The sequence below is a fragment of the Pseudomonas berkeleyensis genome (assembly GCF_014109765.1).
Taxonomy (GTDB): domain Bacteria; phylum Pseudomonadota; class Gammaproteobacteria; order Pseudomonadales; family Pseudomonadaceae; genus Aquipseudomonas; species Aquipseudomonas berkeleyensis.
This window is the reverse complement of record NZ_CP059139.1, coordinates 2323471-2344396: the sequence shown is the minus strand read 5'-3', so window position 1 is coordinate 2344396 and position 20926 is coordinate 2323471. Positions and strand designations below refer to the sequence as shown.

The window sequence follows — 20926 nt, the reverse complement described above, 5'->3', positions numbered from 1 at the left end:
CGGAAAGGCCCCCTGCGCGTCGCCGCGCAGGGGAACGGGTTACACCGTGTAAGGCTGGATGATGTCCTGCGGCAGGCTGTGCGCGTCGGGCTGGTTGGCCAGCTCGGCGAGCGCCACCAGGCCGCTGCCATCGGTACCGCTGGACGTGTCGGCATCGTAATACAAACGCGTGACGTCGCCATTGGAGATCAGGAAGAAAGCCGCACCACTGTGCTGCCCGTTGCCCGTGATCGCCGCCTCCAGCTCGTCCAGGTGGCCGTTGCTACCAGTGCCGAACTGGAACTGCCCTGGCGCGAAGCTGACCCGGTAGACGTCGGCATTACCCTGCCCGGCCAGTTGCGCCAGGGTCTGCATGATGTCGCCGGTGAAGGCTTGCGAGACCGAGGTCAGGCCATTCAGGCCACCGAAGGCCGTCGGGTCGAAGGTCAGGTGATCGACGCCGGCCTGGAAGTCCAGGATCGCATCCATGCCATCGGCTGGCGAGGTGTAGTGGAAGCGATCCGCCCCCGCGCCGCCGATCAACACATCGGCCCCCGTGCCACCGACCAACAGGTCATCGCCATCACCACCATTGAGCACGTCGCTGCCGGCACCGCCGAACAACCGGTCATTGCCACCCAGGCCAGACAGGTTGTCGGCGCCTGACGTCCCGGTGAGTAGGTCATCCCCCGCCCCTGCCTGGTCGTCATTGCGCAGTACCACGTCCTTGCTGATCAGCACGTACGGACTGTTGGCCGTGGCACGCAGGACGATGGACATCTGCTCGTCTGCCTCCACGGCACGATCACCACTGATCTGGAAGCTGAAGCTGGCCGTGGTACTGCCAGCGGCGAAGGTGACGCTGCCCGAAGGCAAGGTGCCACCGAAGTCGTCGGCATCCACGCCCTGCCCTGCACCCGGCGTGACGCTCCAGTAGAAGGTCTCGGCACTGGACGTCGGGTTGCGGGTCACCTGGTAGGTCACCGTCTGCAGGCCGCTGTCGCCTTCCACCAGGCTATCCGGGCCGCTGATGGCCAGGCCCAGGTCGTCGTCGCGAATGGTACCGCCAAGGGTGGTGGCACCGCCGGCGATGGCCGGGTGAGTGAAGGTCAGGTCGAACGACTCGTCGCCCTCACGCAGCGAATCACCACGGATCGGCAGATTGAAGATCATCTCCGACACGCCAGCAGCCAGAGTGATGGTGCCGGCCAGCGGGATGGTGAAGTCGTTGGCATCCACCGCCCCGACGATGCTGTAGTGAATGGTCAGTGCAACATCGTCCGGCCCCGCGCGCAGAATGCGGTAGGTCAGCGGCGTGGTGGTGCCAGGAGCACCTTCCAGTCGGCTGTTGTCCAGCGCCAGCACGGTCAGCGCGACATCGTCGCTCTGGATGGTGGCTCGTGCGCTGCCCTGCAGCGGGTTGACGCTGCTGCCACCACCGCTGCTGGACAGTTGCACGGTGAACTGTTCATCGGACTCGCCGAGGTCATCGCCGTTGACGGCGATCTCCAGCACCTTGCTGGTCTCACCGGCGGCGAAATGCAGGGTACCGGTAGGCAGCACGCCACCCACGAAATCGGCGCCGTCCGCCGGAGCCGCGCCACTGCCGGCCACCGACCAGTCGATGCTGGCCGCTGACGAGGTGTCGCCACTGCGGGTGACGGTGAAGCGGAACACCGTGGTGGCGCCGCCATTGCCCTCGGCCAGCACGCTATCGACCACACGAATGGCGAACTGATTGTCGTCGTTGAGGATGGTGCCGCTGGCACGGTCGTTGATCAGGTCGATGCCCTGCGGGTCGCTGAGCACCACCTCGAAGCCCTGATCCGGGCCGAGCACGTCGTCACCCTGCACGCGGATGACGATGTCCTTGTAGGTTTCGCCATCGGCGAATACCAGCGAGCCGGACGGCAGCACACCACCGACGAAGCTGCCGGCGTTGGCCGGATAGGTACCGTTGCCGCGCAGCGACCAGTCGACGCTGACGCTGCCGGTGCTGTCACCGACCCGCTCCACGCGGTAGACGAACTCGATCACCTCGCCCGTGTCGCCTTCGCGCTGGCTGTCGCTGCCCAGGGCAGCGATGCTAAGGCCACGGTCATCATTGAGGATGGTGACGCTGGCCTCGCCAGTGAGGATGGTGGCGCCTTCGGCGTCACTGAGCACCACGGAGAAGGTCTCGTCCTGCTCACCGAGTGTGTCGGCGTCCACCCAGACGGTGATGGTCTTGCTGGTTTCACCGACACCGAAAGCGACCACACCACTGACGTAGATACCACCGAAGTCCTCGGCATTGACCGGGTTGGCGCCCGACGGCACCACCTCCCAGAGCACGCTGGCCGGGCCGGACAGATCGCCACCGCGGGTAACGGTGAAGGTCACCGGAGTCTGCAGGCCATCGCTGCCCTCCACCACCGTGGCGGCATCGGCGCTGATCCACAGCACCGGGTCGTCGTTGAGTACCACGGCGCTGACCGGGCCGGTGGTGATGGTGGAACCGTAGCTGGGATTCTCCAGTTGCACGGCGAAGCTCTCGTCTTCCTCGCCCAGCTCGTCACCGCGCACGGCGACGGTGAAGGTTTTGCTGGTCTCGCCGTCAGCGAAGTGTACGGTGCCGGTCAATGCGGCGAACTCGGCGTCACTCAGCGGGTGCGGGCCGATACCGGCCGCGCGCCAGTCGACGCTGGCAGTGCCCACGGCGCTGCCGGTACGGTCGATGCGGAAGGTGAACAGGGTCAAGCCGCTGTCGCCTTCGACCAGCTCGCGGGTCACCACGCTCAGGGCCAGGCTATCGTCGTCGTTGACGAGGGTGCCGACCTGATCGTTGCCGACGATATCGGCGTTACCGGTCGGGTTGGACAGGTGCAGGGTGAACTGCTCGTCGCCCTCGTCGAAACCGTCGCCAAGGACATCGATGTAGATGTCCTTGTGGGTTTCACCCGCGGCGAACACCACGGAGCCGGACGGCAGCACGCCACCAGGGAAGTCAGCTGCGGTGGCCGAACCGGCCTGCACCTGCCAGTCGACCGAGGTTTCACCGCTGGTATCGCCACTGCGGGTAACGGTGAAGTGCAGGCGCCCCGGCGTGCCGTTATCGCCTTCGTGAACCTGCGCGACGACACTGGCCAGGGTCAGGTCGATGTCGTCGTTGCGGATCACCCCAGCGGCACTGCCGGCACCTGCATCGATGGTGCTGCCAGGGCCTGGCTGATACAGCTCGACACTGAAGTGTTCGTCGATTTCGACGTCGCGGTCGCTGCGTACCGGGATAGTCAGCACCATCTCGCTCTGCCCGTCGGCGAAGGTCAGCGTGCCGCTGGAGGCGAAGAAATCACTGACATCGGTATCGCCATGGTTGATGCGCCAGTTGACCGTAGACGTACCTTCGGTACTACCGGTACGGGTCACGGTAAAGGTCAGCGAGGTGCCCTCGGCGGCATCGGCAGCGCGCGGGGCGATGGCGAACACGTCGTCATCGTTGCGGATCACCGCGTCCACCTGCTGATTGGCGAAGCTGTGGCTGAGGCTGTCGCTCGGTGCCTGCAAGCTGACGGTGAAGCCTTCGTCCGGCTCCAACTGATTGTCACCGGCGACCCAGACGGTAATGGTCTGGCTCATCTGACCTTCGGCGAAGGTCAGCTCACCGAACGGCAGTTGGCCGCCGAAGAAATCGTCCGCTGAAGCCGGATTGGCACCGCTGCCAGCCACGCTCCAGGCCAGGGTCGTGGCCAGGCCGCTGCCAGTACGGGTAACCAGGAACTGGTAGCCCGTGGCGCCACTGTCGCCCTCGACCGGCGTGGTGGTGACACCGATATCCCAGTGCACGTCATCGCTGACGATGGTACCGGTGGCACTGCCGACCTTGATGTCGGAGCCAGCCGATGCATTGCCGAGCACCACCTGGAAGGTTTCGTCCGGCTCGACCGCGCGATCACCGATGACGGTGATGCTGATGGTCTGGCTGCCGGCCTCGCCCGAAGCGAAGTTCAACGTGCCGCTGGGCAGCACGCCACCGAGGAAGTCGGCGGCATCGGCCAACCCCTGCAGGCTCCAGTCCACACTGGTGGCCAGATCGAGGTTGCCGCTGCGGCTGACGGTGAAGGTGTAGACGGTCTGCAGGCCGTCATGACCTTCGACGTGACGCGCGTCAGTGGCCACGATAGTCAGCGACACGTCGTCGTTGACGATGGTGGCATCAGCCGTGGCCTGGGTGAACACCACGCCATCGGAGCTGCTGAGACTGAGGCGGAAGTCCTCGTTGGCCTCGCCGCTGTAGTCGCCACGCACTGGCACGCGAATGGTCAGTTGCTCCTGACCGGCCGCGAAGGTGACGCTACCGCTGGTCTGCAGGAAGTCATCGGCCGAGGCAGGATTGGCGCCGATACCAGCCACGCTCCAGTTGATGGTTTCGCTACCGGACAGCTTGCCGCTTCGGGTGAGCACGAAATCGAACCAGGTGGTCTGGCCATCATCGCCTTCGGCCTGGGCGGCCGGTGCGGTCACGTCGATCACCACGTCATCGGCGATGATCAGGCCGTCTGCGCTGGCCTGGTCAATCACCAGGCCGCTGGCCGGGTTGCTCAGCACCACGCTGAAACCTTCGTCGTGTTCCGCCAGGACATCGCCGCGCACGTTGATGGTCAGGGTGACGCTGGCCTGGCCGGCCGGCAGTACCAGCGAGCCGGACGGCAATGAGCCAAATTCGAAGTCAGCGCCATCGACCGGATGTGCACCATGCCCAATCACCGCCCAATCGACGGTCTTCGGCTGATCTAGCGCACCGGTGCGGGTGATGGTGAAGGTGAATGCGGTTGTGCCGCTGTTGCCCTCGGCCTTGCTGGCATCGGTGGCGGCGATGCTGATGCTGGCATCGTCGTTGACGATGGTGCTGCTGGCGCTGCCGGTCTGGATCTGCGCACCGACCGGGTTGCCCAGCACGATCTGGAAGGTTTCGTCGCCCTCCACCAGGGTATCGCCGTTGACCAGCACGGTGATGGTCTTGCTCGACTCGCCATCGGCGAACGTCAGGCTGCCGCTCGGCAGGCCGCTGTTGTCGCCCAACTGATCGGCCGTGGCGAAATCGGCCACGCCAGCCAGCATCGACCCCAGGCGCCAGTTGACGCTGGCACTGCCGCTTGTATCGCCACTGCGCTGTACGGTGAAGGTAAAGGCCGTAGTGCCGCTATGCCCTTCGGCCAGTTCACTCTGATCAGCCACGATGTTGAAGGCCGCATCGTCGTTGAGGATGGTGCCCTCGGCAGCGGCCTGGGTGATGGTATCACCCGTAGTGCCCGCGCCCAGGGTGATCTGCACGCTGTAGGTTTCGTCGGCCTCGGCCACGGCGTCCTGGTTGGACTGCACGCTGATGGTCTTGGTCAGTTCGCCCGGCGCAAAGGTCACCGAGCCCGACAGCGGCCCGCTGAGATCGGCGTTGTTGGCCGTGCCGTTGAACAGCACCTGCCAGTTGATGGTCTGGTTCTGCTCGGTGCTGTGGCTGCGGGTGATAACGAAGGTCTGCGCCTGGCCTTCGTTACTCGCACCCTGCAACGGGGCGATGGAGAAGCTCGCGTCGTCATTGCGGATGGTGCCTTCGGCCGTGGTGCGGATCTGGTCACTGATGTCGCTGCTGAAGTTGCTCAGAGCGATGCGGAACTTCTCCACCTGTTCAGGAGTGACATCGCCGACAACGGTCACGGTGATCTGCGCCGTGGTCTGGTTGGCGGCGAAGTTCACCACGCCGCTGGTGGCACCGGTGAAGTCGGCGGCGTTGGTGGTGTCGTGCAGCAGCGACCAGTTCATGCTGGAAGTGCCGCTGATGACGCCCGAACGGGTGACGGTGAAGGTCAGGGTCTGGTTGGCATCGGTCTCGGTGATCGAGGCATCGGCAATGCTGATGCCGGTGTCATCGTTGACGATGGTCAGATCAGGGCTGTTCTGCCCGGTGACCGGGCGATTGACGATACCGGCGCTGTTGAGGGTCTCCTCGTAGAACACCACGCGGAAGCCTTCGTTGTTCTCGACCTGGCCATCACCGCGCACGACGATGTTGATGTTGCCGGTCATCACACCATTGGCAAAGCTCAGGGTGCCGCTGGGCAATACACCACCGGAGAAATCCGCAGCATCGGCCGGGTTCGCTCCCACACCCTCGACACGCCATTTCACCGACCCAACGCCGGTATAGCCGGTGCGGTTGACCGTCAACGAATAGGTGGTGGTCTGGCCGGCATCCGCCTCGCTCTGGCTGGCGTTGGTCGGCGTGGCGGTGTAGCGCGTATCGCTTTCCAACAGCGTGCCGGTGACGTTCATATTGGTGGCACTACTGGCGCTCCAGCCATCGATGCCAAAACGCACGGTGGCACCGGTGGTGTCGGCCGGCGCATTGAGACGCAGGGTGAAATTCTCGGTGTTCTCGATGATGCCGTCGGCCTTGAGCAGGTCGAGCAGCGAGACGTTGTAGCTGGACATCCCGGCAGGCAGGGTGAAGGTGCCGCTCAGGCTGACGAAGTCGGCGTTGGTGGTGCTGCCGTTGGTCAGGGTGTAACCGATGGTCAGCGCGTTATCCATGCGCCCGCTGCGCACGATGGTGAAGTTCAGCGGCTGCCCCTCGTAACCACTGGCGACCGGATCGGCGTTGCCAAAAGAACCGACCCACAGACGGATATCGTCGTTCTTCAGCGTCGTGCTGGCACTGCTCTGCGCCGGGTCAATGCCGGTCGGGCCGTACTCGTCACGGTATTGCGAGCTGATGAACGGATGGTTGTAGGCCTCGTTCGGCGAGATCAGCGAGAAGTTCAGCAGGGTGTCCGGCTCGATCACGGTGTCACCCGGGAAGGTTACCGTGACCTGCTTGCTGGTCTCACCCGCAGCAAAATTCACCACACCATAGGTGGTGCTGGAGCTTGCCGACGTCACCGCTGTGGCATTGCCACCATAGGCGCTGACCTGCGCCCCGCCATTGCCGCCCCAGTTGATGTTGTCGCCGACGATCTGCCAGGCCACGCTGCTGGCGTAGTCCACACTGCCACCGGGCTGTGCGGTACGGGTGATGGTGAAGGTGACACTGGTGGTGCCTGAATTGCCTTCGAACACCTCGCTGGTGCTGCTGGTCACGGCAAGCAGTGCCGCCGGCTCGTCGTTCAGCACCCAGCCATCCTGGTTGTAACCGAGCGACGGCGTCTCGATGTCGCCATCGAGGTTCTGCGGGTTGCTCAGCACCATCTTCACTTCTTCGCGCCAGGTCTCGGTCAGCGTGTCGTTGACGGTGTAGAGGGTGACGGTCTTGGTCAGCTCGCCATCGAGGAAGGTGAAGCTGCCGCTCAGCGTGCGCGTGGCCGCGTTCCAGGACAGGCCGGGGTTGTTGGCCAGGATCGCGTCCATGTCGAGGTCGGCCGGGTCGAGCTTGTACCAGTCGTTGCGTACGTTGTTGGATTCGTTACTCGTCTCCGAACCGCCCAGGACGATCTGCCAATCCACAGAATCACTACCGCGCTGGTCGCCGGCGCGGGTGATGGTGAAGACCAGCTCGTCACCCTCGCTGACACGCTCGCTGCTGACATCGAAGCGGGTGTCGTCGTTCTGTAGCACCACATGGTTGTTGACGTAGCCCGGGTTGGCAGTCGAACCGGATTGGATACTGCTGCCGGGGCTGGCCTGAGTGAGATAGAGACGGAAGGCTTCATCGTATTCACCAACATCGTCCACACGTGTACGAATGGTGACATAGCCGACCGATTGCCCATCGACGAACTCCAGACGCCCGGAGAGCGCTTCACCTGGCGCGAAGTCATTGGCATCCATCGACACGTAATTGCCGACACTGGTCTGCACCGCCCAGTCGACCCATGCCGGGCCAGCGGTGGAAATGGTGCGATAGACGGCGAAGGTGTGCTCGATATAGCCATCGGCCGCACTGCCGCCATCGGCAACAGTGTCGCCTTCGAAACGATTGCGCCCGGTGGTAGGCGTGTCCTGGATGTAGAACTCGGCTTCGTCGCGCTGGATCTCACCGAACAAGTAGACACCGGTCTCGCTCTTGTTGGTCGTCTGCTGCGTGGCACTGATGATGCCCTGGTTACCGCTCTGCGGTGCATACAACTCGTCGATGCCCCCGGTATTGCTGAACAGTACCTTGAACCACTCATTGTTCTCGACGACATCGTCACCGCGCACGGTGAAGGTTATGGTCTTACTGGTCTGGCCGACCTCGAAACGCACGTTGCCCGACGGCAGTGTGCCGCCGAAGTCGGTGCCATCCGCGATACCCTCCCAGCTCCAGCCGCCGTTGAGGCTCACCTGCTCGCCGCTGACCGCCCAGTTCAGTGTAGAAACCTTGCTGGTGTCGCCGCTGCGGGTCAGGTTGATGGTGTAGGTGGTGCTTTCCCCCTCGATCTTCTCGGCCTGACGGGCCTGTACCCACTCGATGGTGACCCGGGTATCGTCGTTGGCGATGGTGCTCTGCACGCTGCCATTGCTGCCGATCGAGGTGCCACCGCTGGGGTTGCTCAGCACCAGGTTGAAACGCTCGTTACCCTCGATGCTGCCGACCCCGGTATCGCCATAGGCGTAGACGCGGAAGGTCTGGGTGGTCTCGTTCGCAGCGAATGTCACGGTGCCGGTGGGATTGAGGTTCACCGAGCCATTGGTGAAGTCGGCGGAGGTGGTATCGATATGCTGCACGGCCCAGTTAACCGTGCTGGTCTGGTTCAGGTTGCCAGTACGGGTGACGGTATACTCGAAGAACGCGCCCTGACCATGGCCCGCGTCTCCCTCATTGACCACCAGAGTACCGGTGATGCTCACCTCGGCATCGTCGTTGCGCACCACGCCATCGGCACTGGCCGTGGCGATCTCGTTACCCGGCGAGGCGTTCTCCAGCAGCACCCGCAGCGTTTCGTTGCTTTCGAGCTGGCTGTCGCCGGCCACGCGCAGGGTGATGGTCTTGCTGGTTTCACCCGCGGCGAAGGTCACGGTGCCATAAGGGATGCCATCGACATCACGCAGCACACCGGCGGCCTGGCTGCTGAAGAAGTCAGCGCCGTTCACCGAGTTGGCGACGCTGGGATCGACACGCCAGTCGACCGTACTGACCTGGTTGGTATAGCCAGCGCGGGTCACGGTAAAGGTGAACTCGACGTAGCCGCTGTTGCCTTCGCCCTTGTCGGCGGACAATGGGCTGATGCTCAGCGAGGCGTCGTCGTTGGTCAGGGTGGTGGTGGCGCTAGCGGTGCCGATGCTGGCGTTGGCCGAGGGGTTGGAGAGCGTCACGGTGACGGCCTCGTCATCCTCGACATTGGAGTCGCCGCGCACGCGGATCACCACGGTGGCAGTGCTCTGGCCATCGGCGAAGCTGAGTGTTCCGCTAGAGGCCTGACCAACACCGAGATCGCTGGCGTTCAAGCCACCGGACAATGTCCAGGTCATGTCGCGGGCGCCGTTCAGAGAACCGCTGCGGGTCACGGTAAATACGACATCGCGCTCGCCGCTATTGCCTTCGGCCTGGGTGGCAGCATTGGCGGCGATGCTGAAGCTGGCGTCGTCATTGACGATCTGCGTGCTGGCCGTGCCCTCGCCCGCTTCGATGGTGCCGCCCGTTGGGTTGAACAGCGATACCTGCAGCGACTCATTGCTCTCCACGGTGTTGTCGCCACGCACGCGGATGGTGATGGTCTGGCTGGTCTGGCCGGCTGCGAAGCTGACCGTACCACTGGGCAGCCCGGCGTTGTTGTCAAGGGTATCCTGGCTACCCTGGAAATCGGTTGCATTGATGCCCGTGGCCGGATCCAGGCGCCACTGCACGGAGCCTGTGCCAGTGGTCACGCCGCTACGCGTGACGGTGAAGGTGAATTCGGTGACATCCCCTGTGGCGCCTTCGTTCTGTGCAGCCGGCGCGCTGATGCTGAAGTTGGTGTCATCGTTGGTGACCAGCGTGCTGTCGCTGGGCTTGATCAGGATGCCGGCGCTGGGGTTGCTCAGCGTCAGGGTGAAGGCCTCGTCCGCCTCTACGCGGGTGTCGCCACGCAGAACGAAGCTGACGGTACGCTCGGACTGGCCGGGGGCGAACGTCAGGCTACCGGCCGGTAGACCACCGATGGTGTCGGCTGCGTCGCCGCCGTTGCTGCCAGTGACCTGATAGTCGACCGTGGCGCTGCCGGTGAGGTCGCCACTGCGCACGATGGTGTAGATCACCGTCTTGCTGCCGCTGTTGCCCTCGCTGATGCTGGCCTGCTCGGCGTTCACCGAGAAGCCCTGATCGTCGTTGCGAATCACCCCATCGGCCGTGCCATCGACCACCGCCTGCGGCGTGCCGTCTTCCAGGCGGGCGTTGTTCAGAGTGACGGTGAAGGTTTCATCGGCCTCCACCTGCAGGTCGCCGTTGACCTGGATGGTCAGCGTCTTGCTCGCTTCGCCAGCGGCGAAGCTCAGGGTACCGCTGCTGGCAGCGAAATCCGCGGCATTGGCGATACCGGACAGCGACCAGTCCACCAGGGCAGCCGAGCCCAGGTCGCCGGCACGGGTCACGGTGAAGGTGAACGCGGTGGTGCCGCTATTGCCTTCGGCCTTGTCGGCGGCCAGAGGGGTGATGGAGAAGCCCATGTCATCGTTGTCGATACGAGTCTCGGCGCTGGCCACCGTCAGCTCGGTGTTGCCATCGCGGGCCTGCAACTCGACGCTGAAGCTTTCATCCAGCTCGATATGGCCATCGCCGGCCACACGCACGGTGATCTGCACACTGGTCTGGCCTTCGGCAAAGGCCACGGTGCCGGACGGCAAGCCGGCGTTAGCGCCGAGTGCGTCCTGGCCCACGACGAAATCAGCCAGGCTGGCGGCATCGACGCCCTGCCCGACCGCCACTTTCCAGTCGACGCTGGTGGCGCGCAGGTCGCCACTGCGCGTCACGGTGAAGGTAAAACTGCGCTCCTGGCCGGCATCGCCTTCGGCCGCGCTGGCCTGGTCAGCGTCGATTGACAGCGCCAGGTCATCGTTGCGCACCAGGGTGCTGGCGGTGTCGGTGAGCAGTTGGGTCTGGCCATAGGCCGGGTTCGAGACCGGGTTACCCAAGGTCAGGGTGAGGGTTTCGTCGCTTTCCAGCACGGCATCACCGGCCAGGGTCAGCTCGATCACCTTGCTGGTTTCGCCGGCAGCGAATTCCACAAGACCATTGAGCGCAGTACCGAGGACGAAATCATCGGCCTGCAAGCCGCTGGCAGTCCAGGTCACGCTGACCGGGCCGGACAGGTCACCGCTGCGGGTCACGGTAAAGCGCAGCACCTGGGTTTCGCCCGCCGCGCCTTCATCCACCGCGGCTTGCTCGGCCTGGATACTGATGCCGACGTCATCGGAAACGATGCTGCCCTGGGCCTCGCCGACCAGGATGTCGGCATGACCACTGGCGTTGCCGAGGGTCACGGTGAAGGACTCGTCACCCTCCACATCGCGGTCGCCACGCACAGATATCTGGATGACCTTGCTGGTCTCGCCCGGGCCGAAGGTGACGGTACCGGACGGCAGCACACCGCCGACGAAGTCCGCGGCATCGACCTCGCCAGACAGACTCCAGTCGACGCTGGTGGTGCCCGTGGTGACACCGGAGCGGGTCACTGTGAATTCATGAATGACGCTGCCACTGTCGCCCTCAACCAGGCCACTGCGGGTGGTGGCGATGGCCAGGCCGGTGTCATCGTTGGTGATGGTCGCCGTGGCCGAGGCATTGCCCAGGCTGGCGCCGGTGGACGGGTCGTAGAGTTCGACACGCAGACCTTCGCTGGCTTCCAGACGATAGTCGCCCGCCACCTGCAAGGTGATGGTCTGGCTGGTCTGGCCGCTGGTGAAGTTGAGTGTGCCGGACGGCAGCACGCCGCCGACGAAATCGGCGCCATCGACCGGGTTACCGCCCTCGCCGACCACGCGCCAGGCCACGCTGCCGGTACCGTTCAGGTAGCCGGTGCGGTTGACCAGAAAATTCAGTTGCGCCACCTGGCCGTCGCCGCCTTCGGCGACGCTGGCGGTCTGCGCCTGAATGGCGAACTGCTGGTCGTCATTGAGCAGCATGCCGTTGACGCTGCCATTGCCAACGGTAGCGCCCGGGTTCGGGGTGCCGAGACTGAGCACGAAACTCTCGTCAGCTTCCAGCTGCGAGTCGGTAGCGATGTGCAGAACGATCTCCATGCGATCGACGCCCGCAGTGAACACCAAGGTGCCGCTGGGCAACACACCACCGACGAAATCGCTGCCATCCACGCCATTGATGGCGCCAGGAGCAAGGCTCCAGGTGATGGTGTCGCTGCCGGTCAGGTCGCCGCTGCGTTCGACCACGTAGCGCAGCTCATGACTGCCGCCGCTGCCTTCCAGGCTGTCAGCCTGGGACAGCAGGTTGAACACCACGTCGTCGTTGCGGATCAGGCCATTGGCTGATCCGACGGAAATTTCCGCGCCGGGGCTGGGGTTGCTCAGCACCACCTGGAAGGTTTCGTCCAGCTCGACCAGATTGTCCGGCGACAGCGGCAGCGTCACCACCAGGCTCTGTACGCCGCGACCGAATTCGAGGGTACCGCTGAAAGCCGTACCGGCGAGGAAGTCGGCGGCATTGGCGGAGTTGGCATCGCTGCCGAACACCAGACGCCAGTCGACGCTGACACTCTGGGTCAGGTCGCCCTGACGCTGCACGGTGAAGTTCAGCGAACGCGGCGTGTCGCTATTGCCCTCGGCTGCGACCAGGCCACTGCCATCAAGGCTCAGGCGCGCGTCATCGTTGATCAGACTGCCGTTGGCGCGATCCTGAATGATGGTCATGCCCGGCGTGGTACTGCTGATCACCACCTGCAGCCCTTCAGTGGGCTCATAGTGGCTGTCCGGGGTCGCGCTGAAACGAATCACCGCACTGCTTTGGCCGGGGGCGAACTCGACAGTGCCGGACGGCCAGGTGCCGCCGAAGTCGGCCGCGTCCACCGGGTTGTTGCCGAAGCCCTGCACGTGCCACTGCACGGTGCCGGACAGCGACAGCTCGCCGGTACGAGTCACCACGAACTCCAGCGGCGTGGTGCTGGTGGTGCCTTCGCGCACGTTGGCATTGCGCGCGACGATGGAGACGGCCTGGTCATCCGAATCGATGCTGGCCAGCGCGGCACCGACATCGATCTGGCTGTTGGCATCCTGCGCCTGCAGCGACACGGTGTAGCTCTCGGTGCCCTCGATCTGGGTATCACCGTTGAGGCGCACGTAGATGACCTTGCTGCTTTCACCCGCGGCAAACTGCACGGTGCCGCTCATGGGTTGGTCGACGGCAAAATCGTTGATGTCAGTCGGCAGCTCGCCATAGCCGGCGATCTGGTAGCCGATCTGCCCGGCACTGCTGATGTTACCCGTGCGGGTGACGATGAATGCCTGCACCCCGCCTACGCCATTACCCTCGACGGTGGATGGCGTGACGGCCTCGATGCTGTACACCGATTCGTCGGTGCGGATGGTGCCGTAGGCTTCGCCGTTGATGATCTGCACACCGGCCGGCGGGTTGTGCAGAACGATGCCGAAGGTCTCGTCCATTTCCGCCAGGTTGTCGCCTTTGACCCACACGGTGACCAACTTCTGCGTCTCGTTGGGCGCGAAGGTGACACCACCGCTGGGCATGCCATCGGCCAGGTTGAGCAGGTTCTGCCCGGCGACAAAGTCGTTAGCGTCGGCGGCATGGGTACCCACACGGACGAAGCGCCAATCGATGCTGAGGCTCTGATCCAGCAGCTCGGAACGAGTCACCATGAAGGTGATCGCGGTCTGCTGACCCTGACCACCTTCCATCACGTCCATGGTCACGCCACGCAGGCTGACGCCGGTGTCATCGTTGAGGATCACGGTACTGGCACTACCGCCAGAGACACGCAGGTTGCTCTGCTCGCTCTGCAGGCTGACGGTCAGGGTCTTGTCGTCCTCGACCTCACGGTCGCCGCGCACGGTAAGCACGATGTCGCGACTGGTCTCGCCGGCGGCGAAATGCAGGAAGCCGCCGTCGATGCCTTCGATCAGGTCTTCGGCATCGACGCCGCTGACCGACCAGCGCACCGAACCACTGCTCAGCGAATCGGTACGGGTGACGGTGAAGCTGATGGTCGTGGTGGTGCCGGTGTCGCCTTCGACGACCTGCGACTGGTTGGCGCGAATCGACACCAGGCCGTCATCGTTGAGCACCGTGGTGGTGGCGTCAGCGGTGACGATGGTCAGGTTGCTGCTGGGATTGCTCAGGCTGACCTGCAGCACCTCATTGGGCTCGACCACGCGGTCGCCAAGCAACGGGATGCTGATGGTCTTGCTCACCTCGCCAATGCCGAAGGTCAGGGTGCCGGAAGGCAGTGGGCCGCCGATGTCCGCTTCGTCCAGGCCGCTGGCAGCCCAATCGATGGTTGCCTCGGCGCGACCGTTGCTGCGCGTGACCACGAAGGTCAGTAACTGCTGCTCGCCCTCATCACCCTCCAACACCTGCAGACGCGTGGCCTGGATGCTGACGGTGGCGTCGTTGTCGAGAATCTGTACCGAAGCGCTGGACTGGCCAAGCTGGCTGCCGGCACTCGGGCTGCTCAAGGACACCACGGCCGTGCGGTCGCCCTGCGCCAGATAGTCGCCCGGCACCTCGATACGAATCTGCTGTTCGGTCTGGCCGTCGGCGAAAACCAGCGCGCCACTGGGCAGCGAGCCGCCGAACAGGGCAGGATCGAGACCGCTGAGTGTCCACTGCACCTGAGCAGCACCCGTTGCGGAGGTGCGGCTCACGGTAAATACCAGCACCATGGTGTCGCCGCTATCCCCCTCGACCACATCACCAGCACCTCGGACGGAAAGAACCGAGGTCGGCTGGCTGCTACCAGTCGGCGGCGTAGCCTCGTTGCCTGAGGTGTCCGGCGGCAAGCCGCGGTCAGTGCCAGCAGACAGACTGCTGCCGATGCCGCTGTCGTCACGGAAGTTGGGGAACACACCGAGACCGCCCCCTGCCACCCCGCCAGTGCCCTGCGATGCGCCGCCTGGGCCAATACCCGTGGTAACGCCACCGAGCAGACCAGGGCCGAAGCCGTCGAGGTTGAGCATGGCCAGTTCCGGCGGCACACCCGGGGGCAACACGCCGCTACCGCTGAGGTCACCGGTCAGTTGCGTACGCTCGGGTTGCGTCGCCACATCGCTTCGATCGATGTCCTGACCCAGCAGGCCGGTGATTTCAGGACGATGAGTACTGTCGAACGGGGCTGGAGCCGAAATCGACGGAGCCGGTTCCGCCATGGGCGTGAGCACATCGAGGGGCGCGCTCGTGCTTCCTTCATCGAGCCTCTGAACCTCGATATCAGCATTCGCCAACCAGCTCTGTACCCAGGAAAACGCTTCGACCGCTTCCGGCTGCGACTGCGTAGCGCGGGCCTGCTCGGCAATGGACTGACGCAGGCTTTCGGCCAACTGCACGGGAATACCGGCGCTGCGGAGCATCTGACTCATGACGGTCAGAGCCTGCTCGAGCGAGTCGATCCCGTCGGGTGCACGCCCGTTCAGGAAATCCGTGACCACCTGTACGGCACGCACCAGGGTATCGATCTGTGCACTCGTCAATTCAGCCATTGAGGCTACTCCTGCTATTTACAGCCTGTCTTTTGGAAGCGCGAACGCACCTGGAACAGGTGCGTGCGTGTCGATGCGATTGCGATGACTCAAGACTCAATTGCTACTGGGCTGACCCACTGCCAGAGACGCGACAGGCAGCGCCCGATCCGCCGGAACGATGATCCCCGGCTGACGGAAAATCCCCGGACTCAACTGACCGGTTGCACGCAGTAGACGATAGGCAGCGATGATCTCGTCGATACCGGCAGCGGTAGCGTCGCTCTGGGCATTGATCAGGCCGACTTCACCGTTGAGGATGTCGAGCAGCGAGCGACGCCCCATTTCACGTTCCTTGCGAGCCAGCTCGAGGAAGCTCTCGGCAATGCGCACCTGATTACGCAGGTGATCAGCGCGCTCACGCGAGGTTTCCCAGGAAACCCAGGCATTGCGGGCCTCTTCCATGGCTTGGATACGCACGTAGTCGGCCTTTTCCTGGGCACTGGCAACAGCCTGGTCGGCAGCACGGGTGACATAGTTGGCGCGCATACCGAGGTCGAACTGCCAATCGAAATTGACCATGGCCTTGGTGTCGTTGCGGAATCCCGGCGTGTCGTCGTAGTCCTCGTAGTGCTCCTGGCTCAGCCGGAAGGACAAGCGTGGCATGAGTTCCTTGCTGCGTGCGGCGTCACGCTCGGCAAGGGTGACCTCGGCGCGTTTGATGGCCGCGAGCAGATCAGGGTTCTGCTGACGCACGCTCTCGACGATGGCTGCCTCCGAGGCAGGCAGACGATCGCTCGGAATAGCCAGTGCCTCCAGGGTGTCCGGAGCAATCGCGGATTCGCCGAAGATAACCCGATAACGGTTCAGGGATTCGCGCATGCGGCTATCAGCCATGACTCGGCGCGCCTCGGCGCCAGCCAGTTGCGACTTCGCCTGCAGCACGTCGGTCGCATAGCCTCGGCCGGCCTCCATGCGCGCGTTCTCCAGCGAGGTCTGCTGCTTGATGTTCTGCTCGGACTGGCGAGCGTAGGACTGGGTACGCTCGGCCTGGATGACCTGAAGCTGAGCTTCGATGGCCGCCAGGATGAGGTTCTGCACCTGCAGTTCGCGCTCGGCCTCTTCCTTGACCAGCACCACTTTGGCTGCCTGGACGCGCGACGACGTGGCACCGAAGTCGGTAATCAGCTGATTGAGCCCTACGCTGGCATCGACCGGGTCGTAATGCCCGTCGGTGCCTTGTTCACGGTGGGTGTTTCTGCGCCCTGCTCCCGCATTCACGGTCAGCTTCGGGTAATAGGCGGCCTTTTCGACGTTGACCTGCTCGCGGGCGGTCTCGACATCGGCGTCAACCATCCGCACCAGTTGGTGTTCGCGCAGGATACGGTCGAGATTGGCGGCAAAACCCTGATCGGCCGAAGCATTCGCGGAGCAGAGCAGTACGCAGGCCGCGAGCAGTTCTCGCCGGGCCTGGAAGGCAGGTTTGATTCTTGAAAGCATGGGGCACACCCGTCATGGTCATCGACATGCCGGGAGTCGCACCGGCACACCCATACTAGCGTTGTGCCATTCCATGAAACTGACAAAACCTGACATTTTTCAGGTGTTTTTCACTGACGCCTTTCGAGAGCCGAGCAGGCTTGGCTAGACTTTCACAAAAGCGCCCTCTGCAAAAGGGGCCGGCGAACCTGCACCTGGTATATATTTTCCTTTGCCCGACTGCCCATGATTGACCTAATCCTGCTAGAAGACGAACCCGTTCTTGCCCAGGAACTGGCCGAATTTCTCGAAGACTCCGGTTATCGCGTGACCGCTGTCGAAAGCCTTGCCGCTTTCACCGAAGCCTTCGACGAACACCGCCATCACCTGGCGGTGATAGACCTGGGCCTTCCGGATGGCGATGGCCTGGATCTGATTCGCCAGCTGCGCGGCAGCGGCAGTACGCTCGGTATCGTCGCATTCACCGCACGCGGCACCCCCGACAACCGCGTCACCGGCTTTCGTCAGGGCGTCGACCATTACCTGTCCAAGGGCTGCGACCTGGACGAGCTGGCCGCCGTGCTCGATGCCTTGCGCCGCCGGCTCGGCCTGCAACGCGAATCTTCACCCTGGCAGTTGGACATGGGCCCACGAGAACTCAAGGCTCCCAACCGACAGGGGCTGCGGCTTTCCCACCAGGACTCACTGGTATTGCATTGCCTGATGCGTAACGCCGGCAACACCGTTTCACGCCGGGAAATCATCAATGCGCTCGACGAAGACTATCTGGCCTACGATCAACGTCGCCTGGATACGCAAATCCTTCGTCTGCGGCGCAACGTGGAGCAGGCCACGGGGCTCGAACTGCCTCTGAAGACGCTGCGCAACAGCGGCTACTGCTTCTACGAAGCTACGCAGATCCGCGTCTAGGCTCTGTCCGCTCATGCTGGTACGCCAGCAGGCTGCCGGTAAACAGGTAGCCCTTGTTGCGCAAAGCCCGGATCGGCGCCTCACGCCCGGCGAAGGTCGCGATCTTGCGTCGCAGTCGACTGACGATGGCCTCCAGGCGCCGCTCGTCATAGGTCATGTAATTGACCCCAAGCCCCTCGGCCAGCGACTGCCGGCTGGCCGTCTGATCCGGCGCACGCTGCAGGCACTGCAGCACCAGGTATTCGTTGCGACTCAGCTCCATGAAGCGGCCATCTGGCAAGCCGAGCATCTGCCGCTGCGAGTCGATGACCCAGCAATCACCCGCAGGCGCGACCTGCATGCGCAGGCGCCGGGCCAGGGCGTCGATGACCGAAACGAGCTCGACCTCTACCAGAGGCTTGACCAGACAATAATCGGCGCCATGTGCATACCCTTGCAGACGCAGGTTCATCTGCTCGGGCTCACAGGCCAGAATAAATCCGACGCCAGGCCAAAGACGATGCATACGCGCAGCCAGATCCAGCTCAACGCCCGCTTGTCCGTCCAGTTCGAGCAGCACGATATGGGGCGCGAGCAGCGCGACGTCGATTTCCGACAGCTTCTCGACGGTGCTGAACTGCAGGCATGACACATGCTCGTGCAAACGCGGACAGCTGCTCAGAAGCCTGCCGGCCACCGATTCCACCACCAGCAACCGTAACTGCGACGACTCAAGCACAGCTGCGTTTTCAGAATGTGAAGCTCGTTTCACCTATACGCTCTCATCAGCAACCGAGGATCGTTGCTGCACCCCGGGCAAAGTCCCGCCATGATACCCCTTGCGCAGCCATAACCAACCGAGCAAATCGGAGTGCTCCATCAATAGAGCACTGCTGCCAGTTAGAATTCCAATTTCATCAGGTCTGGCAGAACCCGCCCCATGATCCAACTCCCCCGTTATCTGCTGTTGATGTGCCTGATGTGCTCATGGCCCGCCCTGGCCAGCACGCTGACGCTCCAGACCCAGGCGACCAATACCAACGGCTATCTGGAGCGGCTCACTGACCCGACCGGGACACTGGATGCCGCGAGCGCACTGGCATCCAGCGACTGGATCGCGCTGCCTGGCCCCCTGAACGCCGGTTTCACCTATGACGTCATCTGGTTGAAATTGCAGGTACAGGCTGAGCGAGACGCGCCAGAGGCCTGGATGCTGACACTGAGCAATGCACTGCTCGACGAGGTGACGCTTTATGACCTCAACCAGAATGGCGCGACCCACGAGCTGCAAAGTGGCGAGACTCTGGCTCGAACGTTGTGGCCAGTGAACTACCGCACGGCTTCCTTCCCCATCAGCCTCGAAAATGGCCAGCCTCATACCCTGCTGCTACGCCTGAAGAGCAAGAACGCGATGTCCGTCAGCGCACGCCTGATGCCCGAACCGCAGTTCCACCAACAGGCGCGCAACGAATACCTCGGCCTCGGCCTGTACTTTGGTATCTACCTGGCGCTGATCGTGTTCCACAGCGTGTTCTGGCGCATGACGGATGCCCCGGAAAGCGGCTGGTATCTGATCTATGTCTCGTGCTGCTTTCTGATAGAGAGTTTCAGCACCGGGCTGATTCAGCAGGCTACAGGCCTGCCGGTAGCCTGGAGCGACCGCATGCTGGGCTGCATCATGGCTGCCAGCCTGCCGATTGGTTTCATCTTTGCCCAACGCCAGCTGCAGGTTCGCGAATTTGTCGGCGTGCGGCGCACTCTCACGGGCATCTGCCTGCTCATCAGCGTACTGGCGGCCACCGCCATCCTGTTCGGTCATTATCAGATCGGCGCGCCACTGACCCAGGTGCTCTCGTTACTGAACATCGTACTGCTCATCAGCACAGCGCTGTGGCTGCTGCTCAAAGGGCAAAAATCCGCACGCGTATTCCTGCTGGTATTCGGCATCTACTACGCGGGCGTCATCATCAGTTTCATGCGTAACCTGGGCGTGATTCCCACCACCTTCGTGACCGACAATGCCGTGGCCATCGGCACCTTGCTGCACATGGCGCTGATGAGCATGCGCATCATCCATCACTACCGCACGCTCGAAGAGGAAAAACGTCGCGCCCAACTCGACTTCAAACTGCTGCTGCAGGAACACAACAGCAACCTCGAACAGCAGATCGTCGAACGCACCCAGGAACTACGCGAAGAAATCAGCCGGCGCACGCTGCTGGAGGGCGAGCTCCGCGAAACCCTGCATCAGGAACAACGAACGCGAGAAGAACAACGCGACTTCGTGGCCATGGTCTCGCACGAGTTCCGCACCCCGCTGGCCATCATCTCGACGTCGGCTCAGCAGATTTCCCGCAATCTGTCCGCGGCGCCTGAGCGTAACGAGAAACGCTGTCAGAACATCCGAGAGGCCTCGGCGCGCCTGCTAACCCTCGTCGACCACTACCTGAGCCATGATCGTATGGAAGGCACCACTGCCATTCAGTGCGATACGGATCACGCCCTGCAATCACTGATGGAAAGAAGTACCGCGGATATTCCTGACGGTCGGGTCGTCATTCGCAACCACAGCGCTCAGACCGCGATCCGCTGCGATGACAGCCTGATCAAGATCGCCCTGCGTAACCTTCTCGCCAATGCCGATCGCCACGCGCCAGCCGGCAGCGCCATCGAACTGCGCCTGAGTGACCGACCAGGTTTTCTCGACATTCAGATCAGCAACGAAGGCCCCGCGATTCCGGAAGACCAGTCCAGACTGTTGTTCCAGAAATACTTCCGTGGCAGCCAGGCACAGCACAGCCCCGGTGCGGGTCTGGGACTGCACCTGGCAAAGCGGATCCTCGAACTGCATGGCGGCGATATCTGCCTGGAAAGCCGCGGAGAAGAAACGCCCATCTGCTTCCGCCTGAGCCTGCCTCTTGGCACCACCGCTGTTTCAGCGCTGTGAAGACCACTATGCAAGCGTTACTCCTAACCGGGGATTGCAGCC

The 20926-nt window shown here is 63.3% G+C and carries 5 protein-coding genes; 2 read left to right on the top strand and 3 right to left on the bottom strand.

The features are described from left to right. Positions 1-39: 39 nt before the first annotated feature. The gene (locus HS968_RS10930) at positions 40-15570 is read right to left on the bottom strand and encodes a Calx-beta domain-containing protein (RefSeq protein WP_182371257.1); all 15531 of its coding nucleotides are present in this window, start codon (positions 15568-15570) and stop codon (positions 40-42) included. 96 nt (positions 15571-15666) lie between these two features. After that, entirely contained in the window at positions 15667-17049 is a 1383-nt protein-coding gene (locus HS968_RS10925; RefSeq protein WP_182371256.1) for a TolC family protein, read from the bottom strand. Between the two features lie 225 nt (positions 17050-17274). Between HS968_RS10925 and HS968_RS10920 the strand changes: the two genes are divergently transcribed. Next, a complete protein-coding gene (locus HS968_RS10920) occupies positions 17275-17958 on the top strand; it encodes a response regulator transcription factor (RefSeq protein WP_182371255.1) in 684 nt (227 codons plus the stop codon). Here HS968_RS10920 and HS968_RS10915 read toward each other — a convergent pair. Continuing rightward, positions 17939-18676 carry a response regulator transcription factor gene (locus tag HS968_RS10915; protein ID WP_137010844.1) on the bottom strand — a complete coding sequence of 246 codons (738 nt, stop codon included), beginning with the start codon at positions 18674-18676 and terminating at the stop codon, positions 17939-17941. The genes HS968_RS10920 and HS968_RS10915 overlap by 20 nt on opposite strands. Before the next feature lie 201 nt (positions 18677-18877). On the opposite strand from HS968_RS10915, the gene HS968_RS10910 reads away from it, so the two are divergent. After that, positions 18878-20884, top strand: coding sequence for a sensor histidine kinase (locus HS968_RS10910; protein ID WP_182371254.1), 2007 nt, complete (start codon positions 18878-18880; stop codon positions 20882-20884). The last annotated feature ends 42 nt before the right edge of the window (positions 20885-20926 follow it).